This window comes from Nonomuraea candida (assembly GCF_000725485.1).
Classification (GTDB): domain Bacteria; phylum Actinomycetota; class Actinomycetes; order Streptosporangiales; family Streptosporangiaceae; genus Nonomuraea; species Nonomuraea candida.
Map to the genome: position 1 here is coordinate 63807 of NZ_JOAG01000025.1, position 16954 is coordinate 80760.

Annotated in this window: 12 protein-coding genes; 4 read left to right on the forward strand and 8 right to left on the reverse strand. The window is 75.8% G+C overall.

Annotated features, from left to right (window positions below; genetic code table 11):
• The first annotated feature begins 11 nt into the window (after positions 1-11).
• From IO39_RS23915 to IO39_RS23925, 3 genes are all read left to right on the forward strand, one after another.
• On the forward strand, positions 12-1100 hold the full coding sequence (locus tag IO39_RS23915) for a LacI family DNA-binding transcriptional regulator (protein WP_043627362.1): 1089 nt from the start codon (positions 12-14) through the stop codon (positions 1098-1100).
• Between the two features lie 92 nt (positions 1101-1192).
• Positions 1193-1408: a hypothetical protein gene (locus IO39_RS23920; protein ID WP_043627363.1), complete on the forward strand. Its 216-nt coding sequence runs from the start codon at positions 1193-1195 to the stop codon at positions 1406-1408.
• 224 nt (positions 1409-1632) lie between these two features.
• Positions 1633-2424 (forward strand): hypothetical protein, encoded by a 792-nt coding sequence (locus IO39_RS23925; protein ID WP_043627368.1) that lies wholly within the window; start codon positions 1633-1635, stop codon positions 2422-2424.
• A 119-nt stretch (positions 2425-2543) separates the two neighbouring features.
• Here IO39_RS23925 and IO39_RS23930 read toward each other — a convergent pair whose 3' ends face one another.
• The 7 genes from IO39_RS23930 to IO39_RS23955 all read right to left on the reverse strand — a co-directional run bounded on the left by IO39_RS23930 (position 2544) and on the right by IO39_RS23955 (position 10740).
• On the reverse strand, positions 2544-4187 hold the full coding sequence (locus tag IO39_RS23930) for a helix-turn-helix domain-containing protein (protein WP_043627371.1): 1644 nt from the start codon (positions 4185-4187) through the stop codon (positions 2544-2546).
• A gap of 55 nt (positions 4188-4242) precedes the next feature.
• The gene (locus IO39_RS23935) at positions 4243-5370 is read right to left on the reverse strand and encodes an S-methyl thiohydantoin desulfurase family protein (protein ID WP_211267139.1); all 1128 of its coding nucleotides are present in this window, start codon (positions 5368-5370) and stop codon (positions 4243-4245) included.
• On the reverse strand, positions 5364-5492 hold the full coding sequence (locus tag IO39_RS59020; RefSeq protein WP_281200127.1) for a hypothetical protein: 129 nt from the start codon (positions 5490-5492) through the stop codon (positions 5364-5366). The genes IO39_RS23935 and IO39_RS59020 overlap by 7 nt, the downstream gene beginning before the upstream one ends.
• Entirely contained in the window at positions 5471-6583 is a 1113-nt protein-coding gene (locus IO39_RS23940; protein ID WP_043627373.1) for an S-methyl thiohydantoin desulfurase family protein, read from the reverse strand. Before IO39_RS23940 ends, IO39_RS59020 begins: the two co-directional genes overlap by 22 nt.
• Complete coding sequence (locus tag IO39_RS23945) at positions 6580-7650, reverse strand: S-methyl thiohydantoin desulfurase family protein (protein WP_043627379.1); 1071 nt, start codon at positions 7648-7650, stop codon at positions 6580-6582. The genes IO39_RS23940 and IO39_RS23945 overlap by 4 nt, the downstream gene beginning before the upstream one ends.
• A 3-nt stretch (positions 7651-7653) precedes the next feature.
• The gene (locus tag IO39_RS23950) at positions 7654-9231 is read right to left on the reverse strand and encodes a hydantoinase/oxoprolinase N-terminal domain-containing protein (RefSeq protein ID WP_043627381.1); all 1578 of its coding nucleotides are present in this window, start codon (positions 9229-9231) and stop codon (positions 7654-7656) included.
• Between the two features lie 183 nt (positions 9232-9414).
• Positions 9415-10740 carry a purine-cytosine permease family protein gene (locus IO39_RS23955; protein WP_043627382.1) on the reverse strand — a complete coding sequence of 442 codons (1326 nt, stop codon included), beginning with the start codon at positions 10738-10740 and terminating at the stop codon, positions 9415-9417.
• A 319-nt stretch (positions 10741-11059) separates the two neighbouring features.
• Between IO39_RS23955 and IO39_RS23960 the strand changes: the two genes are divergently transcribed.
• Complete coding sequence (locus IO39_RS23960; protein ID WP_052423293.1) at positions 11060-15196, forward strand: nSTAND1 domain-containing NTPase; 4137 nt, start codon at positions 11060-11062, stop codon at positions 15194-15196.
• Between the two features lie 19 nt (positions 15197-15215).
• Here the strand turns inward: IO39_RS23960 and IO39_RS23965 are convergent, their stop codons facing one another.
• Positions 15216-16871, reverse strand: a complete 1656-nt coding sequence (locus IO39_RS23965) for a SulP family inorganic anion transporter (RefSeq protein WP_043627450.1) — start codon at positions 16869-16871, stop codon at positions 15216-15218.
• Positions 16872-16954: the final 83 nt, after the last annotated feature.

A 16954-nucleotide genomic window follows, 5' to 3' on the forward strand; every position in this document is an offset into this window, starting at 1 on the left:
GGACGGGACGCATGCCGACTGACCGCGGCCAGGCGGGGCCGACGATCTCCGAGGTGGCGGCGGAGGCCGGCGTGGGCCGCGCCACCGCGGCCCGCACGCTGGGCGGCTACGGATACGTCAGCCCCGAGCTGCGCGCGCGGGTGCTGGCGGCGGCCGAGAAGCTCGGCTACCGCGCCAACAGGCTGGCCCGCAGCATGTCCACGGGGGTCAGCCACACGCTGGGCGTGATCGTGGCCGACATCGGCAACCCGTTCTTCGCCGGGCTGCTGCGGGGCGTCTCCGACACCTCGCGGGCGCGGGGGTTCGACGTGATCGTGCTGAGCACGTACGAAGACCTGCGGGAGGAGGTGGCGGCCACCAACGTGCTGATCGACAAGCGGGTCGACGGCGTCATCGTGGCCTCGGCCGCGCTCGGCCGCGACCAGGTCGCGCACCTGCGGGCCGCCATCGACCGGGGCATCCCGGTGGTGCTGGTGGACCGCGCGGTCCCCGCGCTCGACCTCGACGCCGTCGTCATCGACAACCGCGACGCGGCCCGCGAGGCCGTGGAGCGGCTCATCGCCGCCGGGCACCGGCGCATCGGCTTCGTCTGGGGGCCGCCGGTGGCGCAGGCCCCCGCCACCAGGCGCGAGCTGCTGGCGGCGGCCTCGCGCAACCTGTGGACCGACGGCGAGCGGCTGCGCGGCTACCTCGACGCCCTCGACGACGCGCACATCCCGTTCGACCCGCGGCTCGTGATGGTCGGCCCGAAGACCGAGGAGCGGGTCGTCACCGAGGTCGGCCGGATGCTCGCGCTGCCCGACCGGGTCACCGCCGTGTTCTGCACCGAGACCGACGGCATGACCGGCTCGCTGCGCGCCCTGCGCCAGGCGGGGCTGTCCTATCCGCGTGACGTGGCGCTGATCGGGTTCGACGACAGCTCGTGGGCGGCGGTGATGGACCCGCCGCTGACGATGATCGCCCAGCCGGTGCATGAGCTGGGCGCCAAGGCCGCGCAGGTGCTGCTCGACATCCTCGGCGGGGCCGAGCCCGCCCGCGAGATGCACACCCTGCGCTCCCGCCTGATCGAGCGCGCCTCGGTGGCCCCGCCGGGCTCCTGACGGCCGCTGTCGCTCTACCAGACGATCCTGGCCCACCGCGCCCCGCGAGAGACCGCCGCGCCGGAGACGCCGCCGGCCCGCCGGGCGCCCCGGTGGCCGGCGGTGGCCGTGCTGGCGGCCGGGACCGCGGGCGCGGCGACCCTGGGCTGGGTCCTGCTCACGCCGTCGGCGGGGACGGGAGCCCTGCGGGCACGTGCGACGACGACCTGATCGACACCCTGGCCGCCTGCTCCGCCCTCTACTCCACCCCGGCGGTCAGCCGCTTCCAGGACTTCAACGGCCCCCGCTCCTGGGAGTGCTGGGGCTGACTTCGGATGCGGCCGCCTTTCGTACCGGGACGGCCTGGGCACGTCAAGCCGGTCTCAGCGCCAGAAAGTCCTATATCCCGGCATGACTATACACCATCTGTTATAGCTCAATTACTTTATGTAGTTATAGCAGGTCGCGAGGGCATGACAGAGGACATCCATCGCATACGAAATCAGCTCGTGATGGATCAGGTTCCTCCACCCCCCACGAGAAAGGCCCCGCCATGGATCCCTCCCAGCACGTGGACGACATCAACCACCCCCACGACGACGAACACGGCTCCCCCGCCGCGGCGGCGGACCTCGCCGCCCAGCCCTGGGACCCGCCCGGCCGCAGAATCCGTTTCGCGGACACGGCGTGCATCGCCTTCAACGGCACCGGGCGCCCCGACGACCCCATCACCGCCGAGCCGGTGCTCAGCCCCGAGACGTGCAACGCCTTGCGCTGCACCGCCGACGGCCTGCTCGTGCCGGAGACAGGCATCGAGGCCGGGCCGGGCCTGCGCGTGACGCCCCCGGAGGAGGGCGACTGCCCGCAGGTGTGGCGCGTCGACGTGAACGGCGCGTGGACGCAGACCAGCGCCACGCTGGCCTTCCGGCACGACCTCACCTCCGGTGCCCGGGAATGGGAGATCCTCACCGAGGTTCCCACCCTCACCATCCCCCGCGCCGGCGTCTGGGAGGTCAACTTCCAGGTGCGCGGCTGGGTCTCCCTACCGGCACCGGTACGCGCCCAGGCGACCGGAGTCACCGCCGGCATGTACAAGAACGGCACGCTGGTCAACGGCACGGAACTCATGGTCGTCCACATCAGCGAGCCGAGCGGCGGCCCGGGCAATCACGTCCAGGCGACCGGCTCGCGGCAGTTCATGCACGGGTTCGACGCCGGGGACACCATCCGGCTCGCCGCACGCCGCACCACCACGGCCGGATCGGCGGCCGTGGTGAGCAACCTCGACGGCCGCACCTATCTCACGGCACACTGGGTCGCCCCCGCAGGGGACACGGCGGGATAGCGGAAGGCTCCCGCCGGCCCGGCCAACGGTCGCGCAAGGCACCGGCCGGCACGCCTACCGGTCCCGCAAGGCACCGGCCGGCACGCCTACCGGCCGCGGAAGGCACCGGCCGGGCGTGCCTACCGGCCGGGGAGGGTGACCGTGCGGCAGGCCAGGTGCAGGGCGAGGCGCTCGTCCCGGTGGCCGAGGTCCACGCCCAGGAGCCGCTCGACGCGGTCGATGCGGGCCGCCACGGTGTTGCGGTGCACGCCCAGCACGGCCGCCGTCTCCGCGATCGACGACTCGGCGTCGAGGTAGGCCGACAGGGTGCGGACGAGGTCGCCCGGCTGGTCGCGCAGGGGCGCCAGCAGCGCGCGGGCGGCGGGCTCGAAGGTGTCGGTCCTGGTCCACTCCAGCAGGAGCTGCGCCATGCCGAGCTGGTCCACCTGGAGGAAGTACCCCGCCTCCGGGCGGGTCGCGGCGAGCCTGGCCGCGTCGGTGGCTTCGGCGACCGTGCCGGCCAGGCCCTCGGGCCAGGGGTGCGGCCGGCCGACGCCCATGTGGTCGGCGATCGCGCCGCGCAGCTTGCGGTGGGCGGCGCGCAGCCGGCCCGCCAGGGCGCGGACCCGCGCCGGGGTCGGCTCCTGGGCGAACGAGGTCCACCCGGTCCATCCTTCGCCGTGCTCCACGACCACGGCCTCGACACCCTCCGCGCGCAGGACGCGGGAGATCTCCGCCGTCCTGGGCACCAGGTCGAGCGTGGAGACCGCGCCGATGCGCAGCCCGACGTGCCAGCCGCCGAGTTGCCAGCCCGCGTCCGCCACGCGCCTGCGGAGCTGGGCCGAGGGCTCGCCGTCCAGCCGCAGCAGGTCGCCCAGCAGCGCGGTGCGGGCCCGCGCGTCGCGCTCCAGCTCCAGGCGGTGGGCCAGCAGCCAGCGCTGCACCGCGACGGCCGCCACGGACAGGGCGGGCGGCACGATCTCCGCCCGCGCCGCCGCCGTCCCGCGCAACTCGGCCACCAGCCAGAACGTCGGCCGCGCCGGATACGGCAGCATCGCCGGGTGGGCCAGCAGCACCCCGTCGGCCAGCGCGACCCGCTGCGGGACGAACTCGTCCACGCGCACCGCGCCGGGCTCGGCGAGCCGGCCGGCCAGCGGCTGCCCCCGGTCGTCGAGCAGCGCCACCGGCACGCCGAGCAGGTCGCCCAGCCTGCGCATCACGTCCTCGGGCGCGCAGGCGCGGTCGTCGAAGGCCCGGTGCGCGGCCAGGACGAGCCGCGCGCGGTCGATCTCGGGCTCGGCCAGCAGCAGGCGGGCCGTGACGACCAGGTTCAGCGGGTCACCGCCGGCGGCCCCGAGCAGCGGCAGCCCGAGCCGCTCGGCCAGCAACACCGTCGCCCGCGCCGCCCCGGAACCCGCCACCACCCCGGAACCCATCACCGCCCCGGAGCCGGCCGTCATGCCCGAACCCGCTACGGCCCCGGAACCCGGCTCGGGCGCGGAGGCCACCGGCGCTCCGGAGCCCGCCGGCGGGCCGAAGGGGACGAGCACGCCGGCGCCACCGGCGTCCGCGACCCGGCGCAGCAGCGCGTCCAGCCGCCAGTCGGCGGGCTGTGGGGGTCCCGTGACGACGATCAGCTCGCCGGCCGCGACGGGATCGCCCGCGCCGGGGTCGGCGACCGGCCGGACCGCGCGCACCGGCGCGTCGAGCCCGGCCGCCCCGGCGAGCACGCGCACCGCGCCGCTCCACTCGGGCAGCGCCAGCAGCCTGCGCACGCTGCTCATCCCCTCACCCCCGAGCACGCGCGGACCGCCTGCCCCCGGAGCACGCCCCCGCCGATCATCTGGCCTCCCCCGGGCCGGGTGGCAGGAGGAGGGCGGGGTCGGCGTCGAGGCCGTAGGCGCGGGGGGCGAGGACGGCGAGCCGGCCCGGCTCGGTCCAGAACGGCGCGATCGCCACCTGCAGCACCAGCACCTCCATCCCCACCCGCACCGTGTCGCCCGCGATCGGCGCCCCGGTACGGCGGTCCAGCACCGCGATCACGTCGGGCGTGGACGCCACGACCCGCCCGTCACGCAGGGCGAGCAGGTATTCGTTCTCCATCTCCAGCCGCAGCAGCTCGTCCGTCCCGTGCCCCGTCACCGTGACGCTGCCCCGCGCGAACCCCGGCCGCCCGTGCGCCCCCGGCCCGGGACGCCGGGCCACCTCGGCCACCCGCCCCACGGACAGCACCCGGCCCCCGGTGGCGGCGGCCAGCCGGTCCGGGTCGGGCGAGTCGCCGAGGGCGAGCAGGCGCCGCCCCAGCCGTACCGCGGCGGAGACGGAGCCGGTGACGCAGCAGGCGGCCAGCTCGCCCGCCGGGACCGGCGCGAGCGCGAGCGCCGCCCACCCGCCCGCGCCCGGCAGGAACGTGCGGGCGGTGCGCTCCAGGTCGGCGGGCGCGCCGGTGCCCTGGACGAGCACCTGCCCGCTCGGCTCGGCCAGCGCGGCGGGGGTGATCGGGCGGCCGGCGGCGGCCAGGGAGAGCTGGTCGAGCCGCGGCAGCCCGCGCCCCGACAGGTCGGCGTCCACCGCGCCCAGGCCCAGGTCGCAGGCGGCGACCAGCGGCATGACGCCGTTGAGCCCGCCGATCTCGATGGAGACCAGCGCGTCGGCGCGCTCGCCCGTCCAGCGCTGGATGGCGTCCACGGCGGCGGCGACCTCGTGGCCGCCGGGCAGCTTCTCGGCGAAGACGGCGGTCGCGCCGACCACGCCCACCGGCACGACCCGGGCCCGCGGCGGCAGGGCGGCCAGCGGGCGCACGGCGACGTCGAGGCCGTCGGCCAGCCGCCGCCGCAGCAGGGTGGCCGCGGTCCGGCTGTCGCCGCCGCCCCCGGAGCCCAGCACGGCCACGCCCCGCTCCAGCGCGGCGACGTCCGGCAGGTCGATGCGCAGCATGCACCCCAGCTTGCCGTACGCGCTCAGCACAGCGTGTATCCGCCGTCCGGGTAGAACGCCGGCCGCCGGCCGCCGGCGGCCACGGCGGGCCTGGCCACCGGCGGCCCGACGCCCGCCCCGCCGCCGATGATCACGGCCGTGCGGCCGTCCACGTGCCCTCCTCGACGGGCCGGAACGGGTGCGGGAGGCCGAACGCGGCGGGCCCGAACACCGCGAGCGCCTCGGGGGTGCGCATCAGGGCGGGGGTGGAGATGCCGACGACCGTGATCCGCTGGCCGTAGCGCAGGCTCTCGGTGGTGATCGGCTCGGCCTGCTCCGCCTCCAGCACGCACACCAGGTCGGGGACGACGCAGCGCGCCTCGCCGTCCACCAGCGCGACCAGGTGCTCGTTCTGGAAGACCAGCTCCAGCTCGTGCCGCCCGTCGAACGACACCGCCGCCGCCCGGCCGCGCGCGAAGCCCGCCTCGGTGCGCCGTTCGACGTCGGTGACCTTGCCGCGGAACAGCACGCGCAGGTGCCCGTACAGGGTGTCGCGCAGGGTCTCGGCCAGCGCCTCGACGGGGTCGGCCGCGCGGTCGCGGGCCTGCCCGAGCGCGCGGCCGATGGTGCGGGCGAGGGACAGCGTGCGCGGCACCGCCGTGCGTTTCACCTGGGCGCCGCTCATCGGGTACTCGGCGATGTGGGCGACGCCGCCCAGGCGGATGGTGAGGCCGCGGGCCAGCCATTCCATGTGCGCGTTGTCGGCGCCGGTGTCGATGACCGCGGTCTCGCCGCGCTCGCCGGCCACGGCCATCGGCGAGCCGGGCACCCCGTACACCGCGAAGGTCTCCATCTGCAGCTCGGGGAAGGCGCGGCCCATGCCGTCGGCGTCCACGACGGGCAGGCCGGTCCTGGCGGCCACGACGAGGGGGATCATCGAGTTGACGCCGCCGCACTCGATGGGCATGGTGGCGCCGGCCTTCCTGCCCAGGTGCGCCTCCAGCGCGCGCAGCGCGGCGACCGGCTCGGTGCCGCGCGGCAGCTTCTCGTGCACCACCGTCGGCGCGCCCATCTGGGCGGTGGGGATCACCAGCGTGTCGTCGTCCAGGTCGTCCGGGTCGAGCACGGTGATGGGGCCGTGCTCGCGGATGGCCTGGCGCACCAGCAGCCGCCCGACGTAGGGGTCGCCGCCGCCGCCCGTGCCCAGCAGGGCTGCGCCGCGGGCCAGGTCGGGCAGGTCGCGTTCGGTCAGCTCCCAGCTCACCGGGGCGCTCCCACCGGGTCGAGGTCGTAGCCGAAGTAGCGCGGCCCGGCCAGCGCCAGCCCTTCGGGGGTGTGCCAGCGCGGGTCGGCGGGGGCGGCGATGACGGTCACCCGCTGCCCGTACCGCAGCGCCTCGGTGGTGACGGCCTCGCCGGTCTCCCGGTCGAGGGTGCAGATCAGGTCCGGTACGGTCGCCCGCACCCGGCCGTCCACCTCGGCGACCAGGTACTCGTTCTGGAAGCGCAGCACCAGCTCGCCCCCGGCGTCGCCGTCCAGGCCGGCCAGGGTGGCGGTGCCGCGGGCGAAACCGGTCACGGTGCGGCGCTCGACGTCGGTCACCTTGCCGGTGAACAACGTGCCGCCGCCCAGCCGCGCGACCACGGCGGCCACGGGGTCGGCGTGCGCGGCGCGCGCCTGGCGGACCAGCCGGCCCAGCTCGGCGCAGAGGGTGAGGGTGCCGGGCACGAGCGACTCGCGGGCCTGGGCGCCGGTCATCGCGTACGAGCTGATCATGGCCGAGCAGCCCATGTCGATGGTCGCGGAGCGGGCCAGCCGTTCGGCCCAGCGGTTGTCCACGGTGTCCAGGACGGCGCGGTTGCCCTTCTCGTCGGCGATGGCCATGGGGGTGGCGCGCACGCCGTACAGGGTGGGCAGGACCATCTGGATCTCGGGGAAGGCGCGGCCCATGCCGTCGGCGTCCACCAGCGGCAGCCCGAGCTGCGCGGCCGCGACGACCGGGATGAGCGAGTTGACGCCGCCCGCCTCGGCGCAGGCGATGTGGGTCAGGCCGCTGCCGAGGTAGCCGGCCAGCGCGCCGGCGGCGGCGGAGACCTGCTCGACCGAGGGCAGCTTCTCCACCATCACGGTCGGCGCGCCCATCATGGCGACCTGCACGAGCGCGGCGCCGGCGGGCAGCTCCTCCAGCGCGCACAGCCGCACCGGGCCGTGCTCGCGCACGGCGGAGGCGGCCAGCAGGCGGCCGATGTGCGGGTCGCCGCCGCCGCCCGTGCCCAGGATCGCCGCGCCGGTGGCGATGTCGTCCAGGTCGGCCAGGGTGATCTCGCGCATGTGTCAGCGTCCCTTCGCGTCGGTGAGCTGCAGTTCGCCCACGGCCTTGGCCCTGATGCGGGTGGCGTTGCCCGGCAGGTACGGGATCGGCACCTCGTCGAAGTCCACGATCTGCACCGTGGAGGGGGAGGCGCCGGCCGCCACCGCCCGGTCCACGGCCTCCTGCTTGGCGGCGTCCACGACGGCGTCGCGGCGGCCGGGCTCCACGGCGTACACGCGGTCGACCTCACCGCCGATCTGGGCGATGGCGGCGCCGATCGCGTTGGCCACGGCGTAGTGGTCGGGCCGCCGCACCTCGCCCGCGCCGGCCAGCTCGTCCGGCAGCAGGATGGAGCCGCCGCCGACGGCCACGACGGGGAGCGGCTCGGCGGAGGTGCGCATGCGCTCCACGACGTCGGCCACGTCGTCGGCGACGCGCCGCAGCGCCGCCGCGACCAGCTCCTTGTCCAGGTGCGCGACGAGGGAGGGGTCGCCGATCTCGGCGCGGCCGGCGGCCACCGCGATGTCGGTGGCGGTCAGCGTGTCGCCGCCGAACACCAGCGCCCTGGAGGTCAGCTCGTAGCCGACGGAGTCGGGGCCGACCGTGACCTCGCGGGCCTCGCGGACCTTGCGGGCCTCGCGGACGAGGCTGCCGCCGCCGATGCCGATGGACAGCACGTCCGGCATGCGGAAGTTGGTGCGGATGCCGGCGACGGTCACGTCGGTCGTGGCCTCGCGCGGGAAGCCGTGCCGCAGCACGCCCACGTCGCTGGTGGTGCCGCCCACGTCGACCACCGCGCAGATGTCGAGGCCGGACAGGACGGCGGCGCCGCGCATGGAGTTGGTCGGCCCGGAGGCGAACGTGGCCACCGGGTAGCGGCGGGCGAAGTCGACGTCCATGAGCGTGCCGTCGTTCTGGCTCAGGTACAGCGGCGCGGTGATGCCCGCCCCGCTGACCGAGGAGGCCAGGCCGTCCACGATGTGCGCGGCCAGCTCGCGCAGCGCGGCGTTGACGATGGTGGCGTTCTCCCGCTCCAGCAGCCCGATCCGGCCGATCTCGGAGGACAGCGAGATCGCCGCGTCCGGCAGCTCCGCCGCGACGATCTCCGCGGCGCGGGTCTCGAACTCGGCGTTGACCGGCGAGAACACCGACGTGATCGCGACGCTGCGCACCCCGGCCGCGCCCATGTCGGCGGCGGCCCTGCGCACCTCGGCCTCGTCCAGCTCGGCGATGTGCCTGCCGTCGAACTCGTGCCCGCCGTGCACCAGGTAGCTGCGCCCCGACACGGCCTCGATGAGCCGTCCCGGCCAGTCCACCATGGGCGGCAGCGACGCCCCTGCGGGCAGGCTCAGCCGCAGCGCCGCCGTCGGGGCCAGCCGGCGCGCCTCGACCAGGGCGTTGATGAAGTGCGTCGTGCCGATCATCACCGCCCGCACGTCCGCCGGCTCGAACGCCCGCTGCTCCTGCAGGCCCGCGATGGCGGCCACGATGCCGGAGGTGACGTCGGCGGTGGTGCCGGTCTTGACGGCGGCGAGCACCTGCCGCCCGTCCAGGAGGACGGCGTCGGTGTTGGTGCCGCCCACGTCTATGCCGATGCGCACGGGATCTCCCTTGTCTCTCTGCGGCTTTGTTTCTCTCGGTCGGCCGGATGTGCCGGACGGCCGCCTCCGAACGGCCGGGGTGAGGCGGCCGGAGTGAGGCGGCCGGGTTCAGGCGGCCGGGGTTCAGGCGGCCGGGGTTCAGGCGGCCGGGGTTCAGGCGGCCGGGGTTCAGGCGGCCGGGGTTCAGGCGGCCGTGGTGACGCGCGTGTCCGCGGTGCGGCTCGTGCCCACGCCGCGCACCAGGCCGAGTCTCCCGGCCACGACGTACAGCACGAACGCGAGGACCAGGGCGTTGATGCTGCCGAGCCCGATCTCCACGAACCTGCCCACCAGGGCCGCGACCAGCCAGATCACCAGCGTGGCCGGCACCCAGTCGGGGGCGCGCTCGGGCAGCCCGCCGCCCGCCCTGGCGGCCTCCAGGTCGCCGCGCCAGCGCCGGACCACGAAGTACTCGGCCACCATGATCCCCGCGATCGGCGGGAACGCCACGCCCAGCAGCGTCAGGAACTCGGTGAAGGCGTCGAGGATGCCGGCCGCGGCCAGCACGCTGCCCAGCACGCCGATGATCGCGGTGGCCAGGCCCCGGTGCACGCGCCGGCCGAAGACGGTGCCGACGAAGTTCACCAGGCCGAGGCCGGAGGAGTAGAGGTTCCAGTCGTTGATCTTGATGGTGCCCGCGACGATGACCAGGATGCCGACCCAGCCGACCGACGAGGTGACGATGGTGGTGATCTCACTGGTGCGTACGGCGTGCGCCAGCAGCACGCCGGCCAGGCCGATGACGTACTCGCCGAGCGTGACCCCGAGCACCGTCTGCTTGACCACGTCGGCCACGCTCCGGTTGAACCTGGTCATGTCCGGCGTGATGATCGAGCCCACGATGAACCCGCCCGCGACCAGCGTCGTGCCCTGCAAGAGGCTGAGCTGCGGGCCGGGCGGGGCGGAGGCGACCAGCGCGCCCACGTCGTGCCGGGACAGCTCGCTCACGATCGACCAGCCGACCAGGACGAGGAAGGCGGGCACGGTGATGTACGCGGTCCAGGCCATGGAGTTGAAGCCCCACAACACGATCGCCGTGACCAGCAGCCCGAACACCAGCGACCAGCCCCACTCGGGCAGCACGCCCACCAGCGCGGCCAGCCCCTGCGCGGAGACCGCCGACTGGATGCCGAACCACCCCACCAGGCTGATGCCGATGGCCAGCCCGATCAGCGCCGAGCCGGACCGGCCGAAGCCCGTCCAGCGGGCCAGCATCGAGGTGGACAGGCCCTCCCGCACCCCGATCACGCCGACGAAGACGGCCACCACCTCCAGGATGACGGCGCCCAGGGTGAGCGCGAGGAACGCCTCCCAGAACCCCATCCCGAAGCCGAGCGTGGCGCCGAGCAGGAACTGGCTCAGCGCGGAGACCTGGCCGAACCGTTGCACGGCGACCGACCACCAGGAGTGGCGGGCACTCTGGGGGACCCTGGTGAGCGCGTAATCGTCGACACCGACAGCCGAGGTCATGCCGAGCTCCTTCGCAAGCGGGACGTTTGCTTGACCCGCCTCACCGTATGCGCTGGTCAGACAGGTGTCAGTGGTCATATCCCACAGCCCCGCACCCTCCACCGTGCACCATGCACAGTCACCCGCCCCCGACCGTGCCGCTCCACACCCGCACACTCTTCGCACCCAATCTTGCACAGTACGTGACCGAACTGGTTACCGTGGGTACGGGGATCGGGGCCGCGGACGAGGGAGGGCCGGGAATGAACACGCTGGCGGTGACGGCGGGGAACGGGCGAGGGACCCCGGAGACGGCCCGCGACCGGCGCTCCACCCCGCGATGACCCCTCCGCCCGGGCACGAGCCCACCGAAGACGGAACCGGCCTTCCCGGACGCCGGCTGGCCGAGAGCCCGGCGTCCGGCCGGGAGCCGGCCGAGAGCCGGGGGGCCCGGCGGGAGCCGGTCGAATGGCAGGAGCCGCGCACCGAGGTGCACCTGCAGATCTCCGGCGACGGCCGGGGTTATGCGGCCGGCCGGGACCTGCACGTCATCCTCCAGCACGGGGTGGAGAGCACGCGGCACACCCGGACGGCCCGCCCGGCGACCGAGTGCCCCTATCCGGGGCTGGCGGCCTTCGGGCCGGAGCAGGCCCAGTGGTTCTTCGGCCGCGAGACGGCGGTCGGCGACCTGCTCGCCCTGCTGGGCACCCGCCTCACCGGCGGCGGCCTGCAGATGGTCGTGGCCCCCTCCGGCGCGGGCAAGTCCTCCCTGCTGCGCGCCGGGCTGCTGCCCGGCCTGGCCGGCGGGAAGCTGCCCGGCTCCGCCGGCCGGCCCGTCCTGTTCCTCACTCCCACGGCCGACCCGCTGCGCGCCCTGGCCGTACAGCTCTGCGAGGGCACCGGAGCCGACGCCGGCCGGGTGGCGGGGGAGCTGGCCGCCGACCCCGGCCGCGCGACCGCCCTGGTGCACCGGCTGAGGTGCGGGGGCGCCGCCCGGCCCCCGGCGCTGGTGGTGGTCGACCAGTTCGAGGAGCTGTTCACCCAGTGCTCCGACCCGTCCGCCCGCGCCGCCTTCATCCAGGTCCTGACCCACCTGACCACCCCGGCCCCGGGAGCGGCACCCGGCGCAGGACCGGGAGCGGCGCGTGGAGCGGGCGCGGAGCCGGGACTGGGACTGGGACTGGGACTGGGGCTGGGACCAGGCGCAGGGCTGGGACCAGGCGCGGGGCCGGGGGCGTTGGTGGTGGCCGGGCTGCGGGCCGACTTCTACCCCGCCTGCCTGGCCCACCCGGAGCTGCGCGCCGCGCTGGCCGACCGGCCGCTGCTGCTGGGCGCGATGACCACCGCGCAGGTCCGCGAGGCGATCCTCTACCCCGCCGCGCTGGCGGGCCTGGACGTCGAGCCCGGCCTGGTCGAGCTGCTCCTGCGCGACCTGGGCGTCCACGACCCGGCGACCCAGGCGCGGGCGGGCGCCCGGATCCCGGGGGACGACGCGGACACGGAGGACGACGAGAACGACGAGAACGACGAGAACGACGAGAACGACGGGGACGACGGGGACGGGCCGGAGGCGCAGGACAGGCGGCCCCGCCTCGGCGCGTACGAGCCGGGCGGCTACGAGGCGGGCCGGCTGCCGCTGCTCGCCCACGCGCTCTACACCACCTGGGCGCACCGCCACGGCAACACGCTGACCGTGCGGGGCTATCGCGACAGCGGCGGCATCGACCTCGCCCTCGCCAGGACCGCCGAGAACGTCCACACCGCCCTGTCCAGGAAGGCGCGGCGGGCGGCCCGGCCGTTGTTCCTGCGCCTGATCAGGATCGGCGACGGCACCGAGGACACCCGCCGCACGCTGCCCCGCGCCGGGCTGCTCGACGCCGCCGCCGACCCGGCCGCCACCGCGGCCGCGCTCGACGCCTTCACCCAGGCCAGACTGCTCACCCAGGACGACGGCACCGTCCAGATCACCCATGAGGCGCTGCTGAGCGGCTGGCCCCGGCTGCGCCGCTGGCTGGACGACGACCGCGCCGGCCACCTGCTCCACCAGGACCTGGAGGAGGACGCCGCCGCCTGGACGCGCGGCCGCCACGACACGGCGCTGCTGTACCGGGGCAGCCGCCTCGAGGCCGCCCGCGCCTGGGCCGAGGCGCGCCCGCACCGCCTGCGCCACGAGCTCAGCCCGGCGGCGCGCGCGTTCCTGGCCGCCTCGGACCGGCACCGCCGCCGCAACCAGCGGCTGCGCACCACCGTCACGGCGGCGCTGACCGTGCTGGCCCTGGCCACCACCGCCGCCGCCGGCCTCGCCCTGGTCAACCAGCGGGAGGCGGAGCGCCAGCGCGACATCGCCGTCCACCAGCGCATCCTGTCCGAGGCCGACCGCACCGCCGACACCGACACGGCCGTGTCCGCCCAGCTCACCCTGCTGGCCCACCGCAGGCGGCCGGCCGGCCGGCACCCGGACGAGACGTACACCCGGCTGCTGGCCACCCAGCACGTCCCGCTGCCCACGCCGCTGCTCGGTCACACCGGCGAGGTGCACACGCTGGCGTTCAGCCCCGACGGCAGGACGCTGGCCACGGCCGGCGCGGACGGGGTGCGGCTGTGGGACGTGCGCGACCCGGCCCGCCCGGTCCCGCGCGGCCGCCCGCTGACCGGCCACACCCATGTCATCTGGGCGCTGGCGTTCAGCCCGGACGGCGGGACGCTGGCGAGCACCGGCGCGGAGACGGTGCGGCTGTGGGACGTGCGCGATCCCGCCCGCCCGGCGCCGCGCGGCCGGCTGACCGGCCATGCCAAGCCCGTCATCTCGGTCGTGTTCAGCCCCGACGGCGAGACGCTGGCGAGCGGGGGCGAGGACCGCCGGGTCCGGTTGTGGGACGTGCGCGACCCGGCCCGCCCGGCGCCGCGCGGCCGTCCGCTCACCGGCCACGCCGACATCGTGCACGCGCTGGCCTTCAGCCCGGACGGCGAGACGCTGGCCACCGCCGACACCCGTGCGGCGGCGCGGTTGTGGGACGTGAGCGACCCCGGCCGCCCGGTCCCGCGCGGCGCGCCGATCACGGGCCACAGCGGGACCGTGAACGAGGTGGCCTTCAGCCCGGACGGCACGACCCTGGCCACGGCGGGCGCGGACGGCTCGGTGCGCCTGTGGGACGTGCACGATCCGCGCCGCCGGCCCACGCCGCGGGGCAGCCCGCTCACGGGCCACTTCAACGCCGTGCGCGACGTGGCGTTCAGCCCCGACGGCAGGACGCTGGCCAGCGCCGGCGGCGACCAGTCGGTGCGGTTGTGGAACGTGAGCGACCCCGATCTGCCGGGCCGCCGCGGCGCTCCCCTGCGGGGCCACAAGGGCACCATCGACGCGGTGCGGTTCAGCCCGGACGGCGAGACGCTGGCCACGGCCGGCGACGACGGCACCGCCCGGCTGTGGCGGCTCCCGCTCGGGCACGGCGCCGGCCACGGCAACGGGGTGACCGGGGTGGCCTACCATCCGGACGGCAGGACGCTGGCCAGCTCCGGCGCCGACGGGTGGGTGCGGTTGTGGGACCTGAGCGACCCCGACCGCCCCGTCCCGCGCGGCGATCCGCTCACCGGCCACACCGGGCTGGTCTTCGCGGTGGCGTTCAGCCCCGACGGCCGGACCCTGGCGAGCGCCGGCGAGGACCGTACGGTGCGGCTGTGGGACGTGGGCGGCCCCGGCCCTCCGACGCTGCGCAAGCGTCTCACCGGGCACGTGGGCAGCGTCATCTCCGTGGCGTTCGGCCCCGACGGCAGGACGCTGGCCAGCGGCGGCTGGGACCGTACGGTGCGGCTGTGGGACGTGGCCGACCCCGGCGCGGCCGCCTCCCTCGGCGGTCCTCTCACCGACGGCATCGACGACGTGGACGTGGTGGCGTTCAGCCGGGACGGCGCGACGCTGGCCGCCGGCGACGCCTTCGGGGCGGTGCGGCTGTGGGACGTGCGCGACCCCGCCCGTCCCGCCCCGCGCGGCGAGCTCCTCACCGGCCACACCAGCTCCGTCTACGCGGCGGCGTTCAGCCGCGACGGCGCGACCCTGGTCACCGGCGGCGCCGACGGCTCGCTCCGGGTGTGGGACGTGCGCGCTCCCGCGCCCCGGGGCGGGCCCGTCACCGGTCACGCCGACGCCGTGCGCGACCTCGCGTTCAGCCCCGACGGCAGGACGCTGGCCAGTGTCGGCAGCGACCGGTCGGCGCGGCTGTGGGACGTGAGCGCGGCGGCGCCGCGCCCGCGCGGCCGGCCCCTCGGCGGGTACGACGACAACGTCCTGTCGGTGGCGTTCAGCCCGGACGGCGCCAGGCTGGCCACGTCCACCGCCGATGGGCAGGTGTGGACGTGGGACCTGGACGCCGGCCGGGTCGGCGAGCGGATCTGCGCCCTCACCCGGGCCCTGTTCACCCGGTGGGAGTGGCAGGCCCACGTCGGCGAGGACCTCCCCTACGCGTCACCGTGCCCGTGACGCGCGGGCCGGGCGGGGGTCAGCCGGCCAGGCGGGGCACGATGCCGGTGGTGTGCAGGCGCTCGCGGGCCGCCGCGATGGCCGCGTCGGTCGTGGCGAACACCTGCCCCGCCGCGTGGAGCCGGGCGAGCACGCCGAGCGCCTCCAGCGGCTGATGGTGCCCGTCGGGGATGCCTGAGACGTACACCATGATGCCGCGCCTCTGGAGGCGTTCGATCGTGTCGGCCAGCAGCTTCGCCCCGCTGGCGTCGATGGTGGTGACGCGGCGCAGGCGCAGCACCACCACCGTCACGCCGGTCACCTCCGACAGCTCCAGCAGCAGCCGGTGGGCCGCGGCGAAGAACAGCGGCCCGTCGAGCCGGTAGGTGACGATGTGCTCGGCGAGCAGCGCGTGCTCGTGCTCGGTGTGGTGCGGCTGCAGGTCGTGGCGGAGCGGCTCGCGGTGGGTGCGCACGTTGCGCGCGATCGTCCGCAGCGCCAGCGCCCCGGCCACCACCAGCCCGATGATGACGGCCAGGACGGTGTCGAGGGTGAGCGTGGCCACGGCGGTCAGCACGAGCACGGTGGCGTCGCCCCTGGTGGAGCGGAACATGGCGCGCACCGAGTCGCGCTCGATCATGCGTACGGACGTGGCCAGCAGCACCCCGGCCAGCGCGGCGAGCGGGATCTTGGCGACGAGCCCGGCGGCGAGGTAGACGATCCCGCCCAGGATCACCGCGTGGGCCAGCGCCGCCAGCCGGGAGCAGGCGCCGGAGCGCACGTTGACGGCGGTGCGCACGATGGCTCCGGTGCCGGGCATGCCGCCGAACAGCGGCGTGACGAGGTTGGCGATGCCCTGGCCGAACAGCTCCCTGTCGGGGTCGTGCCGGTGTTTGCCGGTCATGTTGTCGGCCACGGCCGCCGACAGCAGTGACTCCAGCGACGCCAGCGCGGCCACCGCGATGGCCGGGGCCAGCAGGGAGGACACCATCGCCGGGTCGAGGAAGTCGAGGGACGGCGCGGGCAGCCCGGGGGGCAGGTGGCCGATCGTGGCCAGCGGCAGCCCGGCCACCTCCGCGACGATCGTGACGACCACCACGGCCACCAGCGAGAACGGCACGGTGGGCCGCAGGCTCGCGCCGACCAGCAGCACCGCGGCCACGACGAGGGTGACGGACATGGCCCACCAGTGGGGCCGGGCGAGGAAGTCGAGCACGGCGTGCCAGGCCACGACGGCGACCTTGTCGCTGATGCGCGGGGGGACGCCGAGGGCGTGGGGCAGCTGTTGCAGCCCGATGACGCACGCGATGCCGACGGTGAAGCCGGCCACCACGGGGGCGGGCACCAGGGACATGTAGCGGCCGGCGCCCGCCAGGGCCAGCCCGATGAGCAGCAGCCCGGCCATCAGGCCGACGGTCAGCACGCCGGTGGCGCCGTGGCTGCTCATGATCGGCATGAGCATGACGGTCATCGCGCCGCTGGTGCCCGTGACCTGCAGCGCCGAGCCGCCGAACAGCGCGGCCAGCGACCCGGCGATCACCGCCGTGGCCAGCCCGGCGGCGGCGCCGAGCCCCGAGGAGATGCCGAAGCCGAGCGAGAGCGGCAGCGCGACGATCGCGACCGTGAGGCCGGCCATCAGGTCTTTGCGGGGGTGGCGGGTCATGGCCGCCAGCGCGGCCCGCTCCGGCAGCACCATGCGGACGCGGCCCCAGCCGGCGGAGAGCAGGGCGCTCACGTTGTGTCGCCGATCGTGTCGTTTCTGTGATCACATATGCCCGT

What these genes read in the sequence shown, in the direction of transcription:
- IO39_RS23915 (WP_043627362.1), top strand. Translation starts at nt 12, where the DNA reads ATGCCGACTGACCGCGGCCAGGCGGGGCCGACGATCTCCGAGGTGGCG.
- IO39_RS23925 (WP_043627368.1), top strand. Translation starts at nt 1,633, where the DNA reads ATGGATCCCTCCCAGCACGTGGACGACATCAACCACCCCCACGACGAC.
- IO39_RS23930 (WP_043627371.1), bottom strand. Translation starts at nt 4,187, where the DNA reads ATGAGCAGCGTGCGCAGGCTGCTGGCGCTGCCCGAGTGGAGCGGCGCG.
- IO39_RS23945 (WP_043627379.1), bottom strand. Translation starts at nt 7,650, where the DNA reads ATGCGCGAGATCACCCTGGCCGACCTGGACGACATCGCCACCGGCGCG.
- IO39_RS23955 (WP_043627382.1), bottom strand. Translation starts at nt 10,740, where the DNA reads ATGACCTCGGCTGTCGGTGTCGACGATTACGCGCTCACCAGGGTCCCC.
- IO39_RS23960 (WP_052423293.1), top strand. Translation starts at nt 11,060, where the DNA reads ATGACCCCTCCGCCCGGGCACGAGCCCACCGAAGACGGAACCGGCCTT.
- IO39_RS23965 (WP_043627450.1), bottom strand. Translation starts at nt 16,871, where the DNA reads ATGGTGCTGCCGGAGCGGGCCGCGCTGGCGGCCATGACCCGCCACCCC.